Below are 23,061 nucleotides of genomic sequence, written 5' to 3' on the forward strand. Positions count from 1 at the left end.
TCACCACCATAAAACACATGGCTCTCAATCTCATACGACGAGCGCCTGGAAAGGATTCCTTGCGATTGAAACGAAAAGTGGCGGCGTGGGACGACGAATTCCTCGTAAGCGTCATCTCACGATAATTAACTCACCCGATTCCCCTGCCACTCTCAGCCCAGTGAATTGACGAGCACGAGCGGCGACGCGGCGGGCCTGTCGATGCGATAGTGCAGCGTGACACCCATGATGCGAGCGAAATTCATGCCGGGACTCTCACCGGCGCAATTCGCGGGGCATGCCCTTCGGCCGCAGATGTCGTTTCTGAGCCGCAATGCGGAACGGCGCGTTGAGTGCGCCGTAGCCCTTGTAGCCGCCACGGCGTTCCACCACCTCGACGATGAAGCCTTCGCCGAAGGTCGGTGCATAGAGCTGAAAGAATTCGCCGTTGTCGTCGCGGTCGTAGAGGATGTTTTCGGCGCGCAGCCGGTCGGCAAGATCCGGTTCGAGCCCGAACCGCGCTTCGACATCGTCGTAGTAGTTCGGTGAAATGGCGAGGGGCGCAAAGCCGTTTCGTCTCAGCGCCGCCGCGGTGGCGAAGATATCGCCGGTCAGAAACGCCAAATGCTGCACGGCCGAGCCGAAATTCTCGGCAATGAAACGCCCGGCAAGCGTCTGCCGGTTCTCGGCCCCGTTCAATGTCAGCCTTAGCTGGCCATCATCGCTCTCGATCGCTTGGCTTCTCACAATGCCGGACGGATCGATGACATCCACCATCGGCGTCTTCCTGGTACGGAATATCGATGTGTAGAAGAGCAGCCAGGTGAGCATTTCGCCATACTCCATCGTCTGTCCGACATGGTCGATCCGCGTCAGACCAGCGGGCTCGCAGGGGCTGGCGTCGTCGACGGGCAGGAATTCCACGTCCCAGACGTTGGAGAGTTCCGACGTGCCGTCAATGAAGTAGACGACGCCGCCGCCGACCCCGCGTATCGCCGGAATCTGCAGTTCGCCCGGTCCGACGGCCTGCTCGAACGGCTCGGCGCCGAGCGCCTGCGCGCGTTTGACTGTCGCCTTCGCATCTTCGACCTTGAGGCCGATGGCGTAGACAGATGTCCCGTGGACCAGGAATGAGGAGTGGGCCAGACCCTCGCGCTCGGTGTTGACGACAATGTTGATCTCGCCCTGCCGATAGAGGCTGACCTCCTTCGATACATGCCGTCCCGCCAATTTGAAGCCCAGCGCGTGCAGCAGCGTTGACAGCGCGGCACTTCCGGAATCGTCGGCCGCGAATTCGACGAACGCCACGCCCGTGACGCCGACCCGGTCCGGCATCTCTGGCATCTCGAGCTGGAGCCCGGGTTCGTCGCGCCGCACCTGATCCATCAGCGCAAGCAGCGACCGGCGGCCGTCCACGGCGATCGATTTCGGCGACCCGCCACGGAACTGGTCGTTGAAAATCTCCAGCGACAGGTATCCGTCATAGCCCGTCGCGGCGACCGCGCCGACGAAAGCCTTGACCGGCAGGTCGCCTTCGCCCGGCATGTTGCGGAAGTGCCGGCTCCAGTAGAGCAGGTCCATCTCGATCAGCGGCGCATCGGCCAGTTGCACGATGAAGATCTTGTCCTTCGGGATCGAGCGGATCGAGCCGACGTCAATCTTCCGAGCCAGAGTGTGAAACGAGTCGAGAATAAGCCCGACATTGGGATGGTCGGCGCGGCGAACGATCTCCCAGGCGTCGCGATGGTCGTTGATGTGCTTTCCCCAGGCAAGCGCCTCGTAGCCGACGCGCAAGCCACGCCTTGCGGCGCGCTCGCCGAGTTCGCGGAAATCCGCCGCCGCGCGGTCGATGCCGCCGAGCGCCACAGGCGAGACGCTGGAACAGATCAGCATCAGATCGGTACCAAGCTCTTGCATGACGTCGAATTTGCGCTCGGCGCGGTCGAATGCTCGACTGCGCTGCGGCTCCGGCAGGCCCTCGAAATCGCGGAAGGGCTGGAACAGCGTGATGGCGAGCCCGGCATCGCGCGCCATGTTGCCGACGTCGGCGGGCGAGCCGTCGAAACCCAGGAAATCGTTTTCGAAGATCTCGACGCCATCGAAGCCGGCGGCGGCGATCGCGGCGAGTTTCTCGGGGAAGTCGCCGCCTATCGAGACCGTGGCGATCGAGGTCTTCATCTCTTTGCGGACCCGCGCTGCAACGCCCTCGACCCAAAAGGATCGAGGGAAAAAACGACAGACTCGACGTGGTCTTGTTGCGGCATCATAGGAGCGCGATCACCCGGGTAGGACCGCCGGTGGCGCCCTTCACCTTGGGGATGCCGAGGAAGAGACGCGTTCCGGATTCCGGAATCGCGTCGAGATTCGCCAGGCATTCCACGCCCCAGCGACCGCTTCCCAGCCATTCGTAGTGAACTGGAAACGCTCCACCCGAATTCAGCCCGGTGTCGAGCGACAGCGTGTCAACACCGATGCCCTTCACCTTGCGCTCGTTGATCAGCATCTGCGCCGTTTCGATGTGGAAGCCTGGTGTGTGATTCTTCTTCTGGTCGTCATTGCCGGTGAATTTCGGATCACCGACCAGTTTGTGCCAGCCAGAATTCATGACGACGCAGCATCCCTCCGGCAGCGGACCGTTTTTCGATTCCCACGCCTTGACGTCATCCGGCGTCAGCGACGTGTCGACATTGTCGCCGGCGCGGGCGGCTATGTTGATGACGGCGACCGGAACGATGAGATCCGAGATCGGGATCAGGTCGGCCGTCAAGCCGTCGGCGGAGAAATGGATCGGCGCGTCCATATGCGTGCCGCTGTGCTCGACGATCGTCCAGCGATTGAGGTTCACCTTGTCCTTGGCGAAGGTGACGAGTTGCTCGACGGTGAACCATTTGTCACCGCTGAAGGTCGGAAATCCTTCGTAGAGGGCATGTGAAAGATCGACCGTGTCCGTGAAACCTGATTGCGCGGCGCGTGCCGGCTGAACCGTCGGGAGCGTTGCCGCGGCGGCGGCTCCGAGGCCGAGGGTGAATCCAGCCTTGAGCAGGCCGCGTCGCGTCGCGTTTTCGCAGATCGAATGAAGGCACCCTGGAGGACACATGTGGCTTTTCCTTCCCCTGTTTCGTTTGAGATCGCGAGTACCGACGGCGTTCCGGCAAACGCTGGGTCTGCCGGCGCGCCGCTCACGCCGCCGTCATCTCCACCAGTGACTGCACGGCGACGCGATATCCCTTGGGTCCAAGCCCGGCCAAGACGGCGGTCGCGACCTTCGACACCAGCGAATGGTGGTAGATCTCCTCGCGCCTGTGAATGTTTGAGATGTGAAGCTCGATGATCGGCCCGGAAAACATCTTCAGCGCATCGAGGATCGGGATCGATCTGAAACTCAGCCCGGCCGGGTTGATGACGATGCCGACGCCCTCGTCGATCGCTTCATGGATCCAGTCGACAAGCTGGTGCTCCGCATTCGACTGGTGGAAGCGGATCGGTCGCTGTCCAGCCGCCTCCCGGCACATCGTCTCGATCTCGGCAAGCGTGGTCGTGCCGTAGATTTCCGGCTCGCGCTTTCCCAAACGGTTCAAATTGGGGCCATTGAGGATGAAGATAGGTTTCATGGCGTTCACCCCTGATATCCGAACAGTCGCGGCAGCCACAGCACCAGCCCCGGGAAGAATGTGATCAGCACCAGCGCGCCGATCATCGCCCACAGGAACGGCAGCACGTCGCGCACCAGGTCGCGCAACGGCACTTCGGCGATGCGTGTCATGATAAAGAGCAACAGCCCGTACGGCGGCGTTATCAGGCCGATCATGATGTTGACGACAACCATGATACCGAAATGCACCACGTCGAGGCCGAGGACCCGCGCGGTCGGGATCAGTACCGGCACGACGACCAGCAGGATGGTGGTGCCTTCGAGCAGGCAGCCGAGGATCAACAGTATGACGTTGACGAGGATCAGGAAGCCGGTCGGCGACAAGTCCCATGCTTTCAGGACGGCAGCCACGGTCTGCGGAATATTCTCGACGGTCACGACATAGTTGAAGATGAGGGCACCGGCGATCAACATGCCGATCGAGGCGGTCGTGCGCGCGCTGGCGAGCACCGAGCGGTAGAAATCCCCGAACGAGACGCTGCGGTAGAGCACGACCGAGATCAGCAGTGCGTAGGCGGCGGCAACGGCGGCCGCTTCGGTCGGCGTGGTGACGCCGCTGTAGATGCCGCCGAGCAGCACGACAGGCATCATCAACGACGGCAACGCCTCCCAGGTGATGCGCGGCAGGTCGCGTACGGGCGTCGGCTTCTCGACGGGGAAATTCAGCCGGCGCGCATCGAAAAAGACGATGCCCATCTGCGCCAGGGCCATGAGCAGGCCGGGAATGACGCCGCCGAGGAACAGGTAGCCGATCGAGGCGTCGGAAACGAGCGCATAGATGACCATGGGGATCGACGGCGGAATGATCGGGCCGATCACGGCGGTGACGGCGGTCAGCGCCGCGGCATAGCTCGCCGGATACTTGCCGTCCTTGGTCATCAGCTGCTGCATCATCTTGCCGGAGCCGGCGGCGTCCGCGATGGCCGAGCCGGACATGCCAGCGAAGATTATCGACTGCACGATGTTGACGTAGGCGAGCCCGCCACGGAATCGCCCGACGATGGCGTTGCAGAAGACCATGAGACGATCCGTCATCGAGCCTATGTTCATCAGCTCCGCCGCAAGAATGAAAAGCGGCACGGCGAGCAGGATGTAGTTGGTGTACATGCCGTTCAGGATCTGCTCGGCGGCGGTGCCCATGTCGAGGCCGGCAAGCAGCAGATAGAAGATGGAACTGGCGATCATGGCGTGACCGATCGGCAGGCCGAGGAACGACAGCGCGATGATGGCGATGATCGTGAGGGAAAAGGGACTGGTAAGGCTCATACGCCCGAGCCCGCCTTGGTCGGGTCGAACTCCTTCGGCGCCTTGCCGAACATCGCCTGCCAGGAGAGCCATAGGTAGCGGACAATCACTGCGATGACGAAAATGACATAGATCGAATAAAGCCAGTCGAAGCGGATCTTCATATAGGCGGTGCTCTCGACCTTCATGAAGGTGACGTAGTCCCAGACCGCCGGGAACGAGATGCCATAGAGAACGATCAGCGCCGTGGCGGAGATCAGGAACATGACGCGCCGCGCGCCGGGGCCGACGGCGGAATAGATCAGGTCGAAGCGGATTTCCTCTTCCTCGCGCACGACAAAGGCGGCGCCGAACAGAACCAGCCATATCCAGAGGATAACGCTCAGTTCATTGGTCCAGCCGATGGGCAGGTTGAGCAGATAACGGAAGACGATTTGCAGAATGAAGGCGGCAAACATCAGCCCCAGCATCGCGGCCAGAACGTTCTCTGCGCGGCGATAGAGCCAGCGGCCGGATTGTCTAAGCTGCCTTTTCAATGGACTTATCCCGTTCTTGCCGGCCTCGCGCCGTTGTCATCGCGAGGTCCGGCTGACGCGCCAGCGGCCGGACCTGTTCGCTGTCCGCGCCTAGAGCGCGTTGATCTTGTCGACCATGCCCGCCGGCCAGTCCTTGGCAAGATCCGAAGCGAGATACTGTTCCTGGACGTGCCTGCGGAAGGCGGCGACATCCGGCTCGTAGATCTTCAAGCCCTTGCCCTTGAAAGTCTCGACGAGTTCCTTCTCGTGGGTCAGGTGTTTCTCGGTCGAGAAGTCGATCGCCGCGTCGGCGGCAGCCTGGACCTTCGCCTGCCTGTCGGCGCCCATCTCATCCCAAACCTTCTTCGAGATGCTGAGAAGGTCGAAGCCGACGAGATGCGAGGTGAGCACGATCTGCGACATGACCTCGTAGAACTTCATGTTTTCGACGTTCGGCAGCGGGTTGTCCTGACCGTCGATCGCGCCGGTCTGCAGGCCTGTATAGACCTCGGCATAGGCCATCGGCGTTGGGTTCGCGCCGAGCGCCTTTCCCAGGAACTGCCAGGCATCACCGCCAGGCATGCGCAGCTTGACGCCGGCGAGATCGGCCGGCGTCTTGATCTTCTTGTCGGGCTTCAACCCAACCTGCCGGACGCCGAAATAGGTCGGGCCGAGCACCTTCACGCCAAGCTGGTCCTCGGTCATTTTCTTGAGTTCCGCACCCGACTCACTTGCGAAGAACGCTTTGAGGTGAGCGGCATCCCGGAACAGGTAGCCGGCCGTCACGATCGACCACGCCGGAATCTGCTTTGAGATGTCCTGCGGGGCGATGTTGCCCATTTCGAGGTTGCCGCGCTGGATCGCGACGAGTTCAGTGCCCTGCTTGAAGAGGTTACCGCCATAGTAGCCTTCAAAGGCGAAGTCGTCCTTGATGGCATCGGCGAACATCTTCATCATCTCGGCGCGGATGTCCTGCTCTGAGAAAACGGCCGAAAAGCGCAGTTTCGGCTTGTCCTGAGCGAAGGCCGGAAAAGAGCCGGCGGCGAGAATTCCAGCTCCAACCAGGAACCGGCGACGTGTCGTTGTGAGGTTCATTTTAGTCCTTCCTCCCTTTTTGCGATACGAAGTGACTTCTGAGTGAAATCCGGTTGATCTCTATTCGGGTGGCGCGCCACCAAACGCCGAGAAAACCGCCTTCATACGATCCGCGTCCGGCGCGGTGCCGGTGAACAGCTCGAATGCTCGCACCGCCTGGAATATTGCCATGCCCTCACCACTAAGCGTGCGGCAGCCACGGCGGCGCGCCTCGGCAAGCAGCTGGGTTTCGAGTGGAAAGTAAATGATGTCGGCCACCCAGCAGCCGCGCCTCAGCAGAGCGGAATCGATGGGCATGCCGGGAAGCTTGTCCATGCCTACAGGGCTCGCGTTGACGATCCCGTCGGCCGCTTGCGATGCCTCGACGATGTCGGTTACGGCTTCGACCTTGTCTGCGCCGAACCGCGACGACAGCCGGTCGGCAAGCGCGGTCGCGCGAGCCGTATCGATATCGCCGATCATCAGCCTGCCGATGCCGCTCTCGAGCAGAGCGTGGCCGACCGCAGAGCCCGCGCCACCAGCGCCTAGCATCAACACGCGGTTACGTGGTGCGAGGGTCATGCCGAGGCGGAAGCTTTCCTTGAAACCCCACATGTCGGTGTTGTGCCCTACGCGCCGTCCGCCCCGCAGGACGACCGTGTTCACCGAGCCGATAGCCTGCGCTGCGTCGGACAGCTCGTCGAGGAGCGGAATGATCTCCTGCTTGTAGGGGAAGGTGACGTTGAATCCGTCAAAGCCGAAGTACTCGGCAAAGTCGACGACCTCTGAAAGCCGCGGGGGCATGACGCCCATGCGATCGGCATCGAGAAGGCGATAGATATAGGCGATTCCGTTCGCGCGGCCCTCAGCCTCATGCATAGCCGGCGTGCGGGACTGCTGAATGCCGCGGCCAAGCAGCCCGACCAGAATCGGTCGGGAATCGGCGACCGCCTTCCCCTCCGTCATGACCGCGCTGGCGGCTGCTGATACCAATCAGACCTCCGGGACGGCAACCACGCTTTCGCATGCTCCTCGTGCCATCGGGGCGCACTTTGTACTGTCTGGTTAATTTCGTCAACGTCTTTGTACAAGCCGGTTAATTTCATTATCTCAACGCCCGGTGTAACGTTTGCGCAGTGAGGGCAAGGTCATCCATGGACGACAAGACAACCGGCAGAAACGGCTGGAAGCAGGATCCGGCGGGAGTCCGGAAGAATATCCTCGCGGTAGCAATGGCGGAATTCGCCGCCAACGGGCTATCGGGAGCGCGCATCGATGAGATCGCGGCGAAGACGAATACGTCAAAGCGCATGATCTATTATTATTTTGGCGACAAGGAAGGGCTGTACGGTCGCGTCCTCGAGGAAGCCTACCGGGAGGTGCGGGCTGGCGAGCAGGAACTTGAACTCGATCACCTTCCGCCCGTCGAGGCCCTGGGACACCTAGCCGAGTTCACGTTCGACCATCATAGCCGCAACCCCGATTTCATTCGCATCGTCATGATCGAGAACATCCACCACGGGGCGTATCTGGAGAAATCCGACCTGATCCGCTCGCTTAATGCCGGCGCGATCCAGAAGCTGGAGGCAATCTGCCGCCGCGGGCGGGAAGCAGGCCTGTTTCGGGAGGATGTCGAACCGCTGGAGTTGCACTGGCATATCAGTGCCCTGAGTTTCTTCAACGTGTCCAACCGGGCAACCTTCTCCCACATCTTCGGCGACAGGCTCTTCAGCGCCGACAGGCAGCAATTGCTTAAAAAGCACCTAGTCGAAATGGTTGTCGGCCTTGCTGTTACCCAACCGGCGTCACAGCGCGGTGAAGCCTGGCCCCGCCGTTAAGGACATTTTGGACACAACGTCGCGCTATCGAGACGCATCCGCCCGCCACAGTGAAGCAGCGGGCAAAAACCGCCAAGTGGTAGCCTCGGCCTAGGTTTGCTCCGCAGGTGTTTCTTCGGGCGGAGGCGTCAAAACCGTGATGTCCATTCTGGCGATCTTCGATGCGGCATTACCCTGCGAGTTAGGATCTGTGTCGCCCGTTTCGACAACCATTGCCTTGGCGCGATGTCCTACGCTGTCGGCGCTCTTGCCTGGCGCGAATCCTTCGCCCGTTTCCGGTTTTGCCGCTTTCAATTGAGTTTCCGGTACCTGCCGATGCTGACTTGCAATTGCCGAAACCATCGATTCCCCCTTTGGTGAGGGCACCATGGTATCTGCCGTGGCTGTTGCGAGACTTACCACGCGGAAAGCCCGCCACCGATGGCAGCGGGCCGTTATTCCCGACCGGAAAAAAGAATTGGAGTCCTTGCCCGTCGATAAAGCCGGGGAAATCGTGGTCGGTCGGATCAAGCCCCGCCGTCGTCGCCTTCTTCCCCAATGAGGCGACGGTTTTCTTCGTCGGTCAACGACCGGCTTTGTGTCTGATGACGGCGCCCCGAGAACGAGATCCTCACACAGCGGGTGATGCGATCCCCTCAAGCGCAATGATCCTGGTGCTGGCGCAACGCTTGCGGATCTCGATAAGGCGGGCATATTCGGGCGAATTGTACCAGCCCATCAATGACGCCATGTCGGGGAATTCGATAACAACCAAACGGTGTGGCTCCCAGTCACCTTCCAGAACCTTGGTCGCACCGCCACGACCCAGGTATCGCCCACCGTAGCGCTCCTCGGTGGCCGGAACATCCCGCCGGTATTCCTCGAACACGGCAGCATCTTTTACGTCTACATCCGCGATCAGATAGGCGGCCATTTGTGCTCTCTCCCTCTCAACAGCGGCCGGAGCCTTGCGCACTCCGAACTCACGAACGCGAGATTAGCTCGGATTTGTCAACGTCGGCCATACCCTTCGTCGAGCAGGCATTCTGACACTCCGCATTCCCGCCGCTAATAGATCTGCAGGCCAAGCCGCTCGTTCCTTCGCCACCGCACCACGGCACGATAGCTGGCGTCGTCCGCGGGGACGTGAAGGACGAAACGGTCGGGAATTGTGGCGCCGGGGTCCACCCGCAATTCCGCACCATGAACATGCTGATTCCTGACGGAGCATCCGATGTTGGCATCGTCGGTGATGATGGTTGCGTCCTTCAGAACAATCCCACGTGAATGAGAGCGTCGCTCGATGTGCTGATCGGTGGGACCCATTTTTTCATTCCTCCCGGAAGTCCTGCAGCGAGGCGTGGCGCAGATTCCTGTTCGAAGAGTCCGCATCGAAGGGTTGGACGAACTTCAAACATATGAATCGGCTCACAAAAACCGCCATCCAATTAGCTTGCGCTAAAATGGTTCCGGAACGTTTACCGCACATTGCCGAGTGAAACGACTTTGCGCCGATTGGGCTGCCGGCGGATTTGATTTGCTTGGTGATCCCCAAACCTTAGGGCAAACTGCCTGCCGGGGCCGCAGGAGGAGAAATGAGAGCACGCGCAGCAACGCTTGGGGATCTGGAGGATGTCTTTCGCGGTCTGTCCAAGCGAATGTCGGATGAATACGTGGCGGCTGGCAAGGACAGCAAGATCGCCTACGACAATCTGATGATGAACTTGAAGGAAGGCCGTGCGCACGCGCTTGTCGAAGGCGACAAGGCCGTGGCGATCATCGCCTGGCATGAGAGCAGCGACGCCGCCGATACGCTGTTTGCAGCGCGGGAGGATTTCTTCCGTGCCTCGACCGTTCGCTTTTGCAAGCGGCATATCAGGCATATCCAGGCACTCGCCGGCAACCTCCCCATCCACTCGCGCAGCTGGCTCCAGGGACCGGATGTCGCAAGATGGTTTGGCGTCATCGGCTACGTCGAGCGCGGCCAGGACAATGGCGCCACTCTGTACGAGCTGCCGCCCGCTCGCATCGGCTAAGCAACCCTGGCTGGTGAAGGTCCTTCACCCGGCCGCAAACGCCGCCTCCACCTCGCCCGCACAGGTTCGTCGATGCCGGTCACGGTCTTCGGCTCCGGGCGCCTTTGCTCGGCGGCGTTCTGGACTGCCTCAGCAAGCGGCTTGCGCCGGGCGCCAATTGGCGGGATGTTATGGGAGGGCAACCGGGGGGCAAACCGGTACGCCGAGATCGATATGGCTGCTGGAAAATGTCACGAACTCGCTTCGCCTTTCTTGCCTTTGTTGCCTTGATGAGGCCGATACAGGCAGGCGAGTGGATGTCTCATCTGCTTGACCGCTCCAGCCTGGCGACCGCCTATGTTCGCCAAGCGGATCTTGTGACCGCCTACACGACCGCAATGGCGCGCTTCCGTCTGCAGCTCGCGGGGCGTGCCGGCGAAACCAACCTTGCGGTCCCTCTCGAACCACTGCTTTTGCGGGCGGAATTCCGTGCGCGGACATGGCGCTCGGCGGACGGCAGTCTGTTGCAAGGCTTCGCCGGCAAGGGCGGCTTCCGGCTGACTACCGGAAACTGCCTGGCGCGCATCTGCGCTGCCAGCGAATGCAGCGATGCCGGTTGGCCGGTTTACGCCTGCAGCGACGGAGGCAAGCGCAAGATGTCCGTCACGGATTTTGTGACGGCAAGCTTCGGCGGCGTCTCCTACCGTCGATTGAGCGCCTCCCCTTCACAGGAATGACGGCGCGAGGCGCCCGACCACCTTGCTGCAGCGTTCCGCAAAGGGCGGTATCCTTCACCCTCACCGCAAACGCCGCCTGAACCGCGCGATTGACCGTCACCGGCAGGGTCGACATGTGGTTTTCGCCGGCATGCGGTTCGAAGCTCGCGCGCATGCCCAATAGATGGCGGGCTCGCCGCGATCCTCTGGAAGGCAGAGGGCCGCTTGAAGGCCCCGAAGGATGGCCGTAAAGCGCCTGGCGGCTTGCATCGACCGTGACCCGACTGGCGACCCACGGCTTCAGCTCGTCCTCGATGAAGGTAAGGAATTCCCCTGCCCCACCGGTCTGGACTTCGGGCGCGAGAAGGAGCTCGCCATCGTCCCTGGCGCGACGCATCTGTTCGAAGAGCCTGGCGTCCTGGACGAAGTCGCGGACCTCGCCAGCCGATGGTTCTCGCGCCATCTGAGTTCGGAGAGATCGGCGTCGACATCCTGATGGCCGCGCCTTGGATCACCCGGTCCGGGATCATTTGCGTCCCCAACGCGTTAGGACCTCCGTAGGACAGTGACAGCGCGCACCTGCAACCCGAATGGCTGTCGCAACCCTTATGTGGGAGAAAGACAATGCCGGATAAGAAGACCATCGAGAAGGCCCGAAAGGACAAGCGCGAGGGCAAGTCGCCGAGCACCCAGGCCGGCGAGTTCGTGCACGAGGAGATTGACAAAATCCGCCACGGCGAACATGGCGCGCGATCGACCCAGCAGGCCATCGCCATAGGACTTTCCGAGGCAAGACGCGCAGGCGTAGACCTGCCCCCGCCCAAAAAAGGCAAGGTGAAGGAGAGCACGCGCAAAAGCGCCGAATACGCCTACGAGGCCGGCCAGGGCGAACGCAGGCCGAAACGCCGCCCGCGGGTCTCGAAAGCCGTCTCCAATGTGCTTGAGCACGAGCCGAAGAGCACGGCGTCGCACGAGGCGCTCTCGCAGCAGGCCAAGCGTGCGGCTTCGCGCCGGACGGCTGAGGAGCGCTCGGCCGCCGCGAAGAAAGCCGCCGAAACGAAAGGCGCTCGCGGAAGGAAGCAGGCAGCGCAGAAGGCCGCCAGAACGCGAGCACGCCACGCATAGTTCAAGACGGCAGATCGAGCCGCGGACGCGCAAGCGGCATATCAGGCATGTCCAGGCGCCCGCCGGCAACCTCCCCATCCACTCGCGCAAGCTGGCTCCAGGGATCTGACGTCGCCAGATGGTTTCATATCATCGGCTATGTCGAGCGTGGCCAGGAGAACGGCGCCACCCTGTACGAGCTGCCTCCGGCCTCAGCCAAATGGAATCGGGGCTTGTTGCAAAGCGCCCCGAGCGATACAGGCGAAGATGCCCTCTCCCCGGGTACCGAGACGCTCCGCCATCAGCCGTCCTGGCTGAGTCTGACGCGCTGCCGTTGATTTCCAGACGTTTCCTGCGACTATCGGCATGCGCCTGCGACAGATCGAGGTCGAAACAATGTATCCCGAGTATTCCGATCACGTCTTCGTCGACCTCGCACCCGAACTGTTCAGCCAGTCGGAAACAATCGTGGCGCGCTATCGCGGGCTTCTCGCCACCGCCTTTCGCTATCGATCCGGCGTTGCCGGTCTTCGGATCAGCAACGCAATGGGCGAAATTGTCATGCTGCCGTTCCAGGGGCAGCAGATCTGGGACGCAACGTTCCTCAACCGCTCCCTGACCATGCGCTCGATGTTCGACGAGCCCGTCGCGACCCGCGACTACCTCTCCAACTACGGCGCGTTCTTCATTCACTGCGGCGCCACCGCGATGGGCAATCCTGGCCCGGATGACCGCCACCCGCTTCACGGAGACCTGCCAAATGCGCCCTATGGGCATGCGCAACTGATCGCCGGCAGCAATGCCGAGGGGCCTTTCATGGCGTTGACGGGGCACTGCCGACAAACCGTTGCCTTCAGCCACGACTATTTGATGAAGCCTACCGTGCGGCTGCAGCGCGACGGCACCGGCGTGGCGGTCGACATTGCCATCGAGAACCTGAAACGCTCGCCCATGGAGCTGATGTACCTGTCGCACATCAACTTCAGGCCGGCCGATGGCGGGCGCCTGATCGACACCGTCGCCGATGATCAAGCGGATATTGTCGTGCGCCAAGTGCTTCCGCCCTTTTTTACACCGAGCGAAAGCTACCTTGCCTATCGCGACGCCGTCGTAGCCGACCCTTCGCGGCATCGCATATTGACCAAGGGCGAGCCGATCGATCCCGAACTCGTGCTGACGATGAAGGCGAAGGCAGACGCCGAGGGCTGGGCGCACGCTCTGCAGGTCCATCCGGACCGAACGGCGGATTTCGTCAGCTTTCGCCCCGACGAGCTCAATTATGCCGTGCGCTGGATCACGCGCGGTGCTGATCAGGACGCGCTTGGCCTCGTGCTGCCGGCGACCGCCGAACCGGACGGCTATCTTGCGGCGAAGGAAAGAGGTCGCCTGGTTTGCGTCGCGCCGGGGGAAATATTCCGCTGCGCCCTGCGCTTTGGCGCTATGAACGCGGAGGAAGCCACACAACGAGAACAGGTCATTGCAGCGTTGAGGAGTGAAGGCCGTTAGCCAGAGCCGCTCACCGCAAACGCCGCCTGCACCCGCGATTGTCGATGACCGGCAGGATCGACATATGGTTTTCGCCGGCATGCGGTTCGAAGAGCGCACGCAGGCCCGGGAAAAACATCAAGATGCTTCGCCATTGCCCGCCCGAATTCGTCGGTGCGTATCACCTTCGCAGCAGCCACATCAGCACCGGGCCGCCAATCAGCGTGGCGACGAGACCGGCCGGAATCTGGCGCGGGAAGATGGCGGTGCGACCGATCCAGTCGGCGGCGACCATGATCAGCGCGCCGGCGAGCACCGCGCCAATGGCCTGCGGCAGGGCACGGGACAGGCCAAGGCGGCGGGCAAGATGCGGCGCCATCAGACCGATGAAGGTCAGCGGACCGACGATCAGCGTCGAGGCGGCGGTGAGTGCCGCGACCATCAGCAGCACGAGAAGCCGCGTCCCCTTCAAGTTGATGCCAAGGCCTTGCACGGCGGCGGAGCCGAGCGGCAGGATGTCGAGCCAGCGCATGAAGAGAGGCGCGAGCGCGAAGAGGCAGACGGCGATGCCGCCGGTCAGCAGGGCGGCGCTGACATCGACGCCATAGGTCGAACCGGTGAGCCAGTTGAGCAGCAGCATGGCGCGAGGATCGCCGGTGGCGGTGAGCACCAGGATCAGCGCGTCGAACAAGGCCGTCAAGGCGACGCCGGCGAGCAGCAACCGCTCCGGCGCATAAGCGGCACGGCGGCCGATCGCCAGCGTCACCAGCAAAGCGGCGAAGGCGCCGATGGTTGCCGCCGCCGTCTGAACAGGGCGTCCGGCGTCGGAGAGCGCGAACAGCGCCACTATCATGCCAAGCGCGGCACCGGCGCTGATGCCCAGCACTTCGGGACTGGCCATCGGATTGCCGGTCAGCCGCTGCATCATCAGCCCGGCCAGCGCCAGCATGGCGCCGGCACTCAGCGCGGCAAGCACGCGAGGCCACCGCCACGACAGCAGGGGCCGGAGCTCATCGCCGAAAGCGAAGGTCCAGCCATGCGGCCCCGGCCCATAGAGCAAAGCCAGCCCCAGCAGCAAAAGCAGACCCAGGCCGATCGCCGCCAGCACGAGGCCGGGCCGGCTTGCGCGTGGCAGCGGTTCGGCCGTCAAAGCCGGGGTTTCCAACCCAAGCGCAAGGCGCGGCAGCAGCCAGAGCAGCAGCGGTGCGCCGAGAAGCGCGGTGATCGCTCCGGTCGGCAGCAGGTCACCTTGCGGTCCGGTCGCGATCTGCACGGCCTGGTCGGCCGCCCACAGCAATGCGCCGCCGATCAGCGGCGCCATCACCAGCTGCTGACCCAGCCGTCGGGCACCACCGATGCGCGCCAAGGTGGCGGCGGCCAGGCCGACGAAACCGATAACGCCGACAGCGGCAACGACAAAGGCGATCAGCGCGACGGCGGCCGCCAGTCCGGCGAAGCGGTAAGCGCCGAGAGGCACGCCAAGGCTGCGCGCGCCTTCATCGTCGAGGCCAAGCAAGGTCAGCGGCCGCACCATGAGGAAGATCGCCAGCGCAGCAGTGCCGATGCGTGGCAACAGCCACAGTGTCGTCGACCAGTCCTGCTGGCCGAGCGAACCGGCGCCCCAGATGAACAGGCTGGCCAACCATTCATGCCGCAGCACAATAAGAGCGGCACCGATGGCGCCGGCATAGAGGCTGACCACAAGCCCCGCCAGCACCACCGAAAGCGGCGACAGGCCCTTGTGCCAGGACAGAGCAAAGACGGCGGCAAAGGCCGTGAAGGCGCCGGCAAGCGCTATCCATTCGCGGCCGAAGGCAAGCAGGGACGGCGACAGAAGCGTCGCCAGTGCCAGCGCCAGATAGGCGCCGGCCGAGACACCGACCGTTTCGGGCGAGGCCAACGGGTTGCGCAGAACCTGTTGCAGGACCGTTCCGGCAAGCCCGAGCGCCGCGCCACACAGGAGGCTGACGGCAAGCCGGGGCAGGAAGGCGTAGTGGACGAGCACCTGCCGCATGTCGGCGACGTCGGGGGCGGCGAGCGATTGGAGCCAGAGCGCCGCCGGCAGCTGCACCGTGAGGTTTGAGACGGTTGCCGCCAACGCTGCCGCGAGCAGCATGGCGCAAAGCAGGATCGCGCCTACGGGCTGATTGCCAAGAAAGCTCCACGGGGAGGCCCGGCCGGCCGACGCGGGCTTTCCCTCCTGAGCGATGGCCGCGGCATCCTCAGCCACGGGCGGCCTCCGCGATCATTGCCGACGCCAGGACCCGGGCGAATCGGGCGGCTGACGGAAGCGCACCGAACATCAGGACAGCGGGAAGGCGCATGATCGAACGGTTGCGCACGAAAGGCATGGCGTTCCAGACCGGGCTTTCGGTCAGCGTGCCGCCGGCGCCCTCGGGCAAGGGTTCGAGATAGGCAAGGCGTGCGTCGCTGGATGTCGCCAACCCGTCGACGCCGACGGTTGAAAACCCCCAATAATTGGTCTCGGCCGTCCAGGCGTTGCTGAGCCCGATGCGGTCGAACACCTCCTGAAACAGACTTTTCTTGCCGTAGACGCGCACATTGCGCGGATCCATGAAGCTGACGACATAGATCGGCCGCGCCGACAGCGGCGCCAGCTGCCGGCGGATGTCCGAAAAATACGCATCCGTCGCCGCGATCAGCGCTTCACCTTCGCTTTCCTTGCCGACAAGCCTGGCAAGCTGGCGGGTTGCCTCGAGGGCGCGCCGATAGGGCTGACCGGCTTCGGTATAGAGCCCGATCGTCATCACCGGCGCCACGCGTTCGAGCAGCGGTTTGATGCCGTCGAGATACGGCGTGGAGAGGATGATGTCGGGCTTGAGCTGCTGCAACAATTCGAGGTTGGGCTCGAGCAGCGTGCCGACATCGGCGATGTCAGGCGGCAGCGGCGGCTCGACCACCCAGGTCTCCCAGACTTGACGGTCGGCAATGGCAACCGGCGGTACACCCAGCATGAGCAAGGTCTCGGCCAGCCCGTCATCGAGGCAGACGATGCGCGGCCGGCGGGGTTCAGCCGTCGCCGCGGACGCCATGCCGGCGAACGGCAGCGTGAAAAGCCCCAGTGCCTGGCGCCGGGTCATTCGGCACGTATGATCGGGCATGGCTCTCGGCTGGAGCTCTCGGTCTCTGTGCAATGCTGCGCGCCTGATTTTCGATCTGGTCTCCAGGTTGACTATGAAACATGAGCTTAGTAGTCAACATTGAGACTCCGACAGGTCTGCTTTTTGTTCGACCGAATGTCAGGCGTAACCGTCCGCTGGCCGCAGGCGATTCAGCCTGCCCGTGCGACACCACGCCCACCGAAAATCGCGGCCCGCGAAACCCAATCCACGTGCCGAATCATTTTTCCTCCACGAATACATTCCATGATAGAGGGACGGCCATCGCCGTGTCCGGGATAGCCAGAGACCCAAAGACGGCTAGGGGCGCGTATCAAAAAGCCGGCGGCAGCCGCCGCCAGAAGGCGTCAAAGACCGGTCGAACGCATCAAGGCGGCGCGATCGGGTTGCACTCGGCAAGGCTTGATGGTTTGTTGCCGCTACACGGAGAACGAATGATGCGAGAGCCTGCCGGTCAAGACGAATATGGGTCGACGAACCCCTTCGATCCGGACGACCTGCCGACGTTGAACGCGATCGGTCCGAGCATGGGAAGTGGCAACGATTTCGAGAAATACGCCGTTGCCGTGATCATCGTCTTCGGCGCGCTGATCATTGGCGGGCTGATGGCCGCATCGATGGTCTTCGGGCACCGCAACGGCTTCCTCTTCGCGCTTGGCGGCGCCACGTCCGCCTGGATATCCGGAAACGCGCTGCTGCTCGACCGGCCGCGCATCTACGCGCTGTTCGTCGGCATCGCCGCCTTGATGCTGATTGCCTCCACCATCACGCTGGTCCTGTGACAACCATCGCGGCTATGCGCCAACCCGCTTGAGCAGCGAGCGATCAACCCGAATCGCTACGCTGCTGCAAGTCCATCTCCAGTCTTGCCAACCTCAGTATCCGAGCGCCTCGCCAGAGGCCGCGCGGCTGTCGATGGCGCCGTTATAGCGCGCACCGCCACCCTTCTCGATCTCCTCAAGGCTTTTGCCGCCGACCAGGATGCCGGCCGCCTGGCCCCAGGTCTGGTCACCGAGATCGAGGTGATAACCCATGCCGGCCAGCAGCTTTTCGGTATCCGGGGACAGACCGAACGGCTCGATATAGACCTTATCGGGCAGCCACTGATGATGGATGCGCGGCGCGTCGATCGCCTCCTGGATGTTCATGCCGTGGTCGATGACGTTGACGATGGCTTCCAGCGTGATGGTGATGATGCGCGAGCCGCCGGGGCTGCCGATGACCATGAACGGCTTGCCGTCCTTGGCCACCACGGTCGGGCTCATCGACGATAGCGGCGTCTTCTTCGGCTGGATGGCATTGGCCTCGCCCTGGACCAGGCCATAGAGGTTGGGCACGCCGGGCTTCTGGGTGAAATCGTCCATCTCGTTGTTGAGCAGGATGCCGGTGCCATCGGCGACGACGCCGGCGCCGAAGGAGCCGTTCAACGTATAGGTGACCGCGACCGCGTTGCCGTCATTGTCGATGATCGAATAATGCGTCGTTTCCTTGCTCTCGCCAAAGCCCTTCGGCATCAGGTCCTGCGACACGCCAGCCCGGAAGGGGTCGATCTTCTCGCGGATATCCTTGGCATACCCCTTGTCCAGCAATTTCCCGACCGGATTGTCGACGAAATCGGGATCGCCGAGGGCCGAATTGCGGTCGACATAGGCGTAGCGCATCGCCTCGACCATGACATGCACCGTCTCGGCTGAACCGGCGCCGAGATAGGACAGCGGGTAGCCTTCCAGCACGTTGAGGATTTCGCAGATGATGACGCCACCGGAACTGGGCGGCGGCGAGGAGGTGATCTCGTAGCCGCGATAGGCGCAGGTTATCGGCTTCAGTTCGCGGACCGCATATTGCTCGAAATCCGGCTTGGCCAGGATGCCGCCCTTAGCGCCACTCGCCTTGACGATGGCGTCGGCGATAGCGCCTTTATAGAATGCATCGGGGCCTTTTTCGGAAATGGCGGCCAGCGAGGCCGCGAGGTCGGGCTGGATCAGCCGCTCGCCGATGCCATAGGGCTTGCCACCGGGTTTCAGGAAGATGGCGGCGGCAGCGGGGTCCTTCGCCAGCCTGTCGGCACTGCCGGCAAAAGAGGCGGCGTCGCCCTGATTGAGGATGAACCCATCCTTGGCATAGCCGATTGCCGGCGCCATCAGATCCTGCCGGGACAATTTGCCGTATTTTTCGCGCGCCATCTCCAAACCGGCGACGGATCCCGGCACGCCAACGGCGAGGTAGCCGTCAAGGCTGGCGCCCTTTACCGGGTTGCCGTTCTTGTCGAGATACATCGTCTTGGTCGCCGCCAGCGGCGCCCGTTCGCGGAAATCGAGGAAGGTCGATTTGCCGTCCTTGAAGCGGATGGTCATGAAGCCGCCGCCACCGATATTGCCGGCATTGGGATAGACGACGGCGAGCGCATAGCCGACGGCAACCGCCGCATCGACGGCATTGCCGCCCTTCTTCAAGACCTCGATGCCGACTTCGGACGCCAGATGCTGTGCCGTCACCACCATGCCGTGCTCGCCCTTGGCCGGCGCCGGCGATGCGGCGAAGACGCTCGTCAACGGCGTCAGGGCGAAGGTGATGGAAAGACTGGCGGCGATCAGTGTCCGACGGTTGAGAGGCATGGCGGTTCTCCGGGCGGGGGGCGCCTAGAAGAGCCTCTCGGATCAATCGAGTCCATTCACAAAATGGTCCCTCACGAAGCAAACCGGTGAGGGAAGTTCGCCTCAGACGATGCCGCCGCTCCCACCGGCGACCGCAGGGCGTTCGGCCGCGACCTTGGCGCGGTAGCCCGCCGCCCGATAGGCGGCGACTGGGTCGATGGCGCCGCCGGTCTTCAGGCGGGCCATGGCCAGGATCGGCTCGACATCGGTGCGGTAGGCGGCTTTCAGCGTCTGCGTCGCCATCAGCGCGTCATTGCTGTCCTGGAATCCTTCCAGCGCCTTGCGATCGACCAGCAGTGCTTGGGCATAGGCGCGCTGCACCTCGACCGCCGACAGCATCAGGCTTTCGATCGGATCGGTGACGTTGTGGCTCTGGTCGAGCATGTGGGCCGGGTCAAAGCCCTCGGCGCCCGAAAGCTCCGCATCGACCAGTTCGTTGAAGACAAGGAACAGCCGGTAGGGGTCGATCGAACCGGCATCGAGATCGTCGTCGCCATATTTCGAATCGTTGAAATGGAAGCCGCCGAGCTTTTTGAACTGGATCAGCCGCGACACGATCATCTCGATGTTGACGTTGGGCGCATGGTGGCCGAGGTCGACCAGGCAGAACGCCTTGTCACCCAACTCCCGTGCGATGATGTAATTGGTGCCCCAGTCCTGCACGACGGTGGAATAGAAGGCCGGTTCGTACATCTTGTGTTCGCTGAACAGCTTCCAGTCGGCGGGCAGCCCGGCATAGATCTCCTTCATGGCGTCGAGATAGCGCTCGAACGCCTTGGCGAAATTCACCTGGCCGGGAAAGTTCGAACCGTCGCCGATCCACACCGTCAGCGCCTTGGAGCCGAGCGTCTTGCCGATCTCGATGCATTCGAGATTGTGCTCGACCGCTTGCCGGCGCGTGCCGGCATCGGCATGCGACAGCGAGCCGAATTTGTAGGAGAGTTTCTGGTCCTTCGCATCCGAGAAGGTGTTGGAGTTCATGGCGTCGAAGCCGAGGCCAAAGCGCGAAGCCGCCTGCTTCAGCCGGTTCGGGTCGGCCTTGTCCCACGGAATGTGCAGGGACACGGTCGGCGTCGCCTGCGTCAATTGCCTGATGACGGCGCAGTCCTCGATCTTGTCGAAGATATCGCGCGGCTCGCCGGCACCGGGAAAGCGTGCAAAGCGGGTGCCGCCGGTGCCAACGCCCCAGGACGGGATCGCAACGGCGAATTTCTCCACCTTGTCGCGGATGGCGTCGATGGCGATGCCGCGGCGGTCGAGGCGCTCGCCGAGCGAGGCGTAGTCGCGCTCGAGACTGGCCTTTCGCGAGGCATTGTCCTTGTCGACGAGGTCGGCGGAGATGATGGATTCGGACACTGCTGTTTCCTCCCAAAATGCGTTTGGCCGACCCTGCCCCTCATCGACCTGCCGGCACCTTCTCCCCGTAGAACGGGGAGAAGGGAAGCGCTCTGGCGTCCGCTAGCGCGTAAAGCTCTGCGCGTTGCCCGCGTCGACATTGACGATGTTGCCGGTCGACTTGGCCGACATGTCGGAGGCGAAGAAATAGATCGCCTCCGCGATGTCTTCGGGAAACACCGAACGCTTCAGCATCGAGCGCGAGCGATAGTGCTCCTCCAGATCGTCGGTCGACATCTTGTAGGCGGCGGCGCGCTGTTCTTTCCACTCGCCGGTCCAGATCTTCGAGCCGCGCAGCACCGCGTCCGGGTTGACGACATTGACCCTGATCTGCGCTTCCGCGCCCTCCAGTGCCAGGCATCGGGCGAGATGGATCTCGGCGGCCTTGGCGGTGCAGTAGGCGGCGGCGTTGGGCGAGGCGGCAAGTCCGTTCTTGGAGGCGACGAAGACGACGTTGCCGCCGATATTCTGCACGCGGAACAGCCGGAACGCTTCCCGCGAGACCAGGAAATAACCGGTCGACAGGATGTCCATGTTCTTGTTCCACAGCGCCAGCGTCGTCTCCTCGATCGGCGCCGAGGAAGCCAGCCCCGCATTCGACACCAGAATGTCGATGCCGCCGAACTCGACCGCAGTCTCGGCGAAGCCCGAAATGACCTGGTCCTCCGAGGTGACGTTGATCAGCACCGGCCTGACAAAATCCTTGCCATAGGCTTTGGCCAGTTCGTCATTGGCGCTGGCAAGGGCTGTTTCGTCGATGTCGGCCAGCACGACGCAGGCGCCTTCGCGCAGCAGCCGGTTGGCGGTTGCGCGGCCAATGCCGCCGGCGCCACCGGTGACCAGCGCGATCTGGCCGGCAAGCGCCTTCGGCTTCGGCATGCGCTGCAGCTTCAGGTCCTCGAGCAGCCAGTATTCGATGTCGAAGGCTTCCTTTGCGGGCAGGCCGACATAGGACGAGACGGTCGAGGCGCCGCGCATGACATTGATGGCGTTTACGTAGAATTCGCCCGAGATGCGCGCCGTCGCCTTGTCGCCGGCGAAGGTGAACATGCCGACGCCGGGCATCAGATAGACGACGGCATTGGGATCGCGGATGGCGGGCGAGTCGGCATGCTTGCAGCTGTCGTAATAGGCCTGGTAGCCGACACGATAGGCCGCCACGTCGTCGGCGAGGCGCGCAATGACGGCATCGCCATCGGGTTTGGCCGGATCGAATTCGATCACCAGCGGACGGATCTTGGTGCGAAGGAAATGGTCAGGACACGACGTGCCGAGTGCCGCCAGCGGGCGCAGATTCCTGGAGTTGACGAATTCGAGCACGGCGGGCGAATCGTCGAAATGACCGAGCTTGTGGCTCTTTTCCGAGATCAGGCCGCGAATTTTCGGCATCAGTTTCGCCGCAATGGCGCGGCGTTCGGCCGCGTCAAGCGACTTGACCGCTTCGCCGCCGAAGATGGCGATGCCCTCGGAGCGGCGCTCGAACCATTCGATCGCCTGATTGATCACCGAGATCGTCGTCTCGTAGCATTCCCGAGGGGTGTCGCCCCAGGTGAACAACCCATGGCTTTCCAGGATGACGCCCTTTGCGGCGGGATGTTCGAGGCAGAATTTCTCCAACCACAGGCCGAGTTCGAAGCCCGGCCGCTTCCACGGCAGCCAGCCGATGGCGTCGCCGAATATCTCCTTGGTCAGCGCCTTGGAATCCTTGGCGGCGGCAATGGCGATGATGGCATCGGGATGCATGTGATCGACAAATGGCTTCGGCACAAAGGCATGCAGCGGCGTGTCGATCGAGGCCGCGCGTGGGTTCAAATTGAACGTACAGTGCGGCAGGAAGCCGACCATTTCGTCCTCGTGCTCAACGCCGCGATAAAGGCCTTTGAGCGCGCGCAGCTTGTCCATGTAAAGGGTGGCAAAGCCGTCGAGCTTGATCGACGCGCTGTCGCCGCCCGAGCCCTTGACCCAAAGCACTTCGACATCCTCGCCGGTGAGCGGGTCTTTCTGCCAGATCTTAGAGGAGGTGTTGCCGCCGCCATAGTTGGTGACGCGCTTGTCGGAGCCAAGCGTGTTCGAGCGATAGACCAGAAGTTCCGGCTCGCTCATCGCTTGAGCCTTGGCCTCGTCCCACAGATTGGCGAGGCGCGCGCCGGTGCGCTTGTCGAGCATATGTAATCCTCCCGAAGGCACGCAAACGGTGCGGCCCATTTGGCCCGAATTTCCACGGAAGCGGCGGGTTTGTCAATCACAAACGATCAAGATCGATCATATTG

At 62.7% G+C, this 23,061-nt stretch carries 22 protein-coding genes; 7 read left to right on the forward strand and 15 right to left on the reverse strand.

Features of this window, described 5'->3' with window-relative positions; all coding sequences use genetic code 11:
• Positions 1–255: 255 nt before the first annotated feature.
• The 7 genes from NKH02_RS01235 to NKH02_RS01265 all read right to left on the reverse strand — a co-directional run bounded on the left by NKH02_RS01235 (position 256) and on the right by NKH02_RS01265 (position 7,458).
• Positions 256–2,157, reverse strand: coding sequence for a bifunctional sugar phosphate isomerase/epimerase/4-hydroxyphenylpyruvate dioxygenase family protein (locus NKH02_RS01235; RefSeq protein WP_352875751.1), 1,902 nt, complete (start codon positions 2,155–2,157; stop codon positions 256–258).
• A gap of 85 nt (positions 2,158–2,242) precedes the next feature.
• Positions 2,243–3,076 carry a cyclase family protein gene (locus NKH02_RS01240; protein ID WP_352875752.1) on the reverse strand — a complete coding sequence of 278 codons (834 nt, stop codon included), beginning with the start codon at positions 3,074–3,076 and terminating at the stop codon, positions 2,243–2,245.
• Between the two features lie 82 nt (positions 3,077–3,158).
• Positions 3,159–3,590: a type II 3-dehydroquinate dehydratase gene (locus NKH02_RS01245; RefSeq protein ID WP_352871352.1), complete on the reverse strand. Its 432-nt coding sequence runs from the start codon at positions 3,588–3,590 to the stop codon at positions 3,159–3,161.
• 5 nt (positions 3,591–3,595) lie between these two features.
• The gene (locus NKH02_RS01250; protein WP_352875754.1) at positions 3,596–4,897 is read right to left on the reverse strand and encodes a TRAP transporter large permease; all 1,302 of its coding nucleotides are present in this window, start codon (positions 4,895–4,897) and stop codon (positions 3,596–3,598) included.
• A complete protein-coding gene (locus NKH02_RS01255; protein ID WP_502911006.1) occupies positions 4,894–5,346 on the reverse strand; it encodes a TRAP transporter small permease in 453 nt (150 codons plus the stop codon). Before NKH02_RS01255 ends, NKH02_RS01250 begins: the two co-directional genes overlap by 4 nt.
• A 156-nt stretch (positions 5,347–5,502) precedes the next feature.
• A complete protein-coding gene (gene dctP, locus NKH02_RS01260; protein WP_352875755.1) occupies positions 5,503–6,486 on the reverse strand; it encodes a TRAP transporter substrate-binding protein DctP in 984 nt (327 codons plus the stop codon).
• A gap of 60 nt (positions 6,487–6,546) precedes the next feature.
• Entirely contained in the window at positions 6,547–7,458 is a 912-nt protein-coding gene (locus tag NKH02_RS01265; protein ID WP_352875756.1) for a shikimate dehydrogenase, read from the reverse strand.
• 161 nt (positions 7,459–7,619) lie between these two features.
• Between NKH02_RS01265 and NKH02_RS01270 the strand changes: the two genes are divergently transcribed.
• Positions 7,620–8,303 (forward strand): TetR/AcrR family transcriptional regulator, encoded by a 684-nt coding sequence (locus NKH02_RS01270; RefSeq protein ID WP_352875758.1) that lies wholly within the window; start codon positions 7,620–7,622, stop codon positions 8,301–8,303.
• A gap of 90 nt (positions 8,304–8,393) precedes the next feature.
• Here NKH02_RS01270 and NKH02_RS01275 read toward each other — a convergent pair whose 3' ends face one another.
• From NKH02_RS01275 to NKH02_RS01285, 3 genes are all read right to left on the reverse strand, one after another.
• Positions 8,394–8,645: a hypothetical protein gene (locus NKH02_RS01275; RefSeq protein WP_352871358.1), complete on the reverse strand. Its 252-nt coding sequence runs from the start codon at positions 8,643–8,645 to the stop codon at positions 8,394–8,396.
• A 268-nt stretch (positions 8,646–8,913) separates the two neighbouring features.
• On the reverse strand, positions 8,914–9,216 hold the full coding sequence (locus tag NKH02_RS01280; protein WP_352875759.1) for a DUF1330 domain-containing protein: 303 nt from the start codon (positions 9,214–9,216) through the stop codon (positions 8,914–8,916).
• Between the two features lie 134 nt (positions 9,217–9,350).
• Positions 9,351–9,608: a PilZ domain-containing protein gene (locus NKH02_RS01285; protein WP_352871360.1), complete on the reverse strand. Its 258-nt coding sequence runs from the start codon at positions 9,606–9,608 to the stop codon at positions 9,351–9,353.
• 269 nt (positions 9,609–9,877) lie between these two features.
• Here NKH02_RS01285 and NKH02_RS01290 point away from each other — a divergent pair, with 269 nt between their 5' ends.
• The 5 genes from NKH02_RS01290 (at position 9,878) to NKH02_RS01315 (ending at position 13,623) form a co-directional block, all read left to right on the forward strand.
• A complete protein-coding gene (locus NKH02_RS01290; RefSeq protein WP_352875760.1) occupies positions 9,878–10,318 on the forward strand; it encodes a hypothetical protein in 441 nt (146 codons plus the stop codon).
• A 296-nt stretch (positions 10,319–10,614) separates the two neighbouring features.
• Positions 10,615–11,034, forward strand: coding sequence for a hypothetical protein (locus NKH02_RS01295; RefSeq protein ID WP_352875761.1), 420 nt, complete (start codon positions 10,615–10,617; stop codon positions 11,032–11,034).
• 220 nt (positions 11,035–11,254) lie between these two features.
• Positions 11,255–11,509, forward strand: a complete 255-nt coding sequence (locus NKH02_RS01300; protein WP_352875762.1) for a hypothetical protein — start codon at positions 11,255–11,257, stop codon at positions 11,507–11,509.
• Between the two features lie 128 nt (positions 11,510–11,637).
• Entirely contained in the window at positions 11,638–12,138 is a 501-nt protein-coding gene (locus tag NKH02_RS01305) for a DUF6496 domain-containing protein (RefSeq protein WP_352871366.1), read from the forward strand.
• A 375-nt stretch (positions 12,139–12,513) separates the two neighbouring features.
• Positions 12,514–13,623, forward strand: coding sequence for a DUF4432 family protein (locus NKH02_RS01315; protein WP_352876076.1), 1,110 nt, complete (start codon positions 12,514–12,516; stop codon positions 13,621–13,623).
• Positions 13,624–13,783: 160 nt separating this feature from the next.
• Here NKH02_RS01315 and fhuB read toward each other — a convergent pair whose 3' ends face one another.
• Both fhuB and NKH02_RS01325 read right to left on the reverse strand, forming a co-directional pair.
• Positions 13,784–15,832, reverse strand: coding sequence for a Fe(3+)-hydroxamate ABC transporter permease FhuB (fhuB, locus tag NKH02_RS01320; protein ID WP_352875764.1), 2,049 nt, complete (start codon positions 15,830–15,832; stop codon positions 13,784–13,786).
• Positions 15,825–16,724, reverse strand: a complete 900-nt coding sequence (locus NKH02_RS01325; RefSeq protein ID WP_352875765.1) for an ABC transporter substrate-binding protein — start codon at positions 16,722–16,724, stop codon at positions 15,825–15,827. The genes fhuB and NKH02_RS01325 overlap by 8 nt, the downstream gene beginning before the upstream one ends.
• 452 nt (positions 16,725–17,176) lie before the next feature.
• Here NKH02_RS01325 and NKH02_RS01330 point away from each other — a divergent pair, with 452 nt between their 5' ends.
• Entirely contained in the window at positions 17,177–17,524 is a 348-nt protein-coding gene (locus tag NKH02_RS01330) for a hypothetical protein (protein ID WP_292188085.1), read from the forward strand.
• A gap of 93 nt (positions 17,525–17,617) precedes the next feature.
• Here NKH02_RS01330 and ggt read toward each other — a convergent pair whose 3' ends face one another.
• From ggt to NKH02_RS01345, 3 genes are all read right to left on the reverse strand, one after another.
• Complete coding sequence (gene ggt, locus NKH02_RS01335; RefSeq protein ID WP_352875767.1) at positions 17,618–19,357, reverse strand: gamma-glutamyltransferase; 1,740 nt, start codon at positions 19,355–19,357, stop codon at positions 17,618–17,620.
• A gap of 102 nt (positions 19,358–19,459) precedes the next feature.
• Positions 19,460–20,752, reverse strand: a complete 1,293-nt coding sequence (gene rhaI, locus NKH02_RS01340; protein ID WP_352875768.1) for an L-rhamnose catabolism isomerase — start codon at positions 20,750–20,752, stop codon at positions 19,460–19,462.
• Between the two features lie 102 nt (positions 20,753–20,854).
• The gene (locus NKH02_RS01345; protein WP_352875770.1) at positions 20,855–22,957 is read right to left on the reverse strand and encodes a bifunctional rhamnulose-1-phosphate aldolase/short-chain dehydrogenase; all 2,103 of its coding nucleotides are present in this window, start codon (positions 22,955–22,957) and stop codon (positions 20,855–20,857) included.
• Positions 22,958–23,061: the final 104 nt, after the last annotated feature.

The sequence above is a fragment of the Mesorhizobium sp. M1396 genome (assembly GCF_040317725.1).
Classification (GTDB): domain Bacteria; phylum Pseudomonadota; class Alphaproteobacteria; order Rhizobiales; family Rhizobiaceae; genus Mesorhizobium.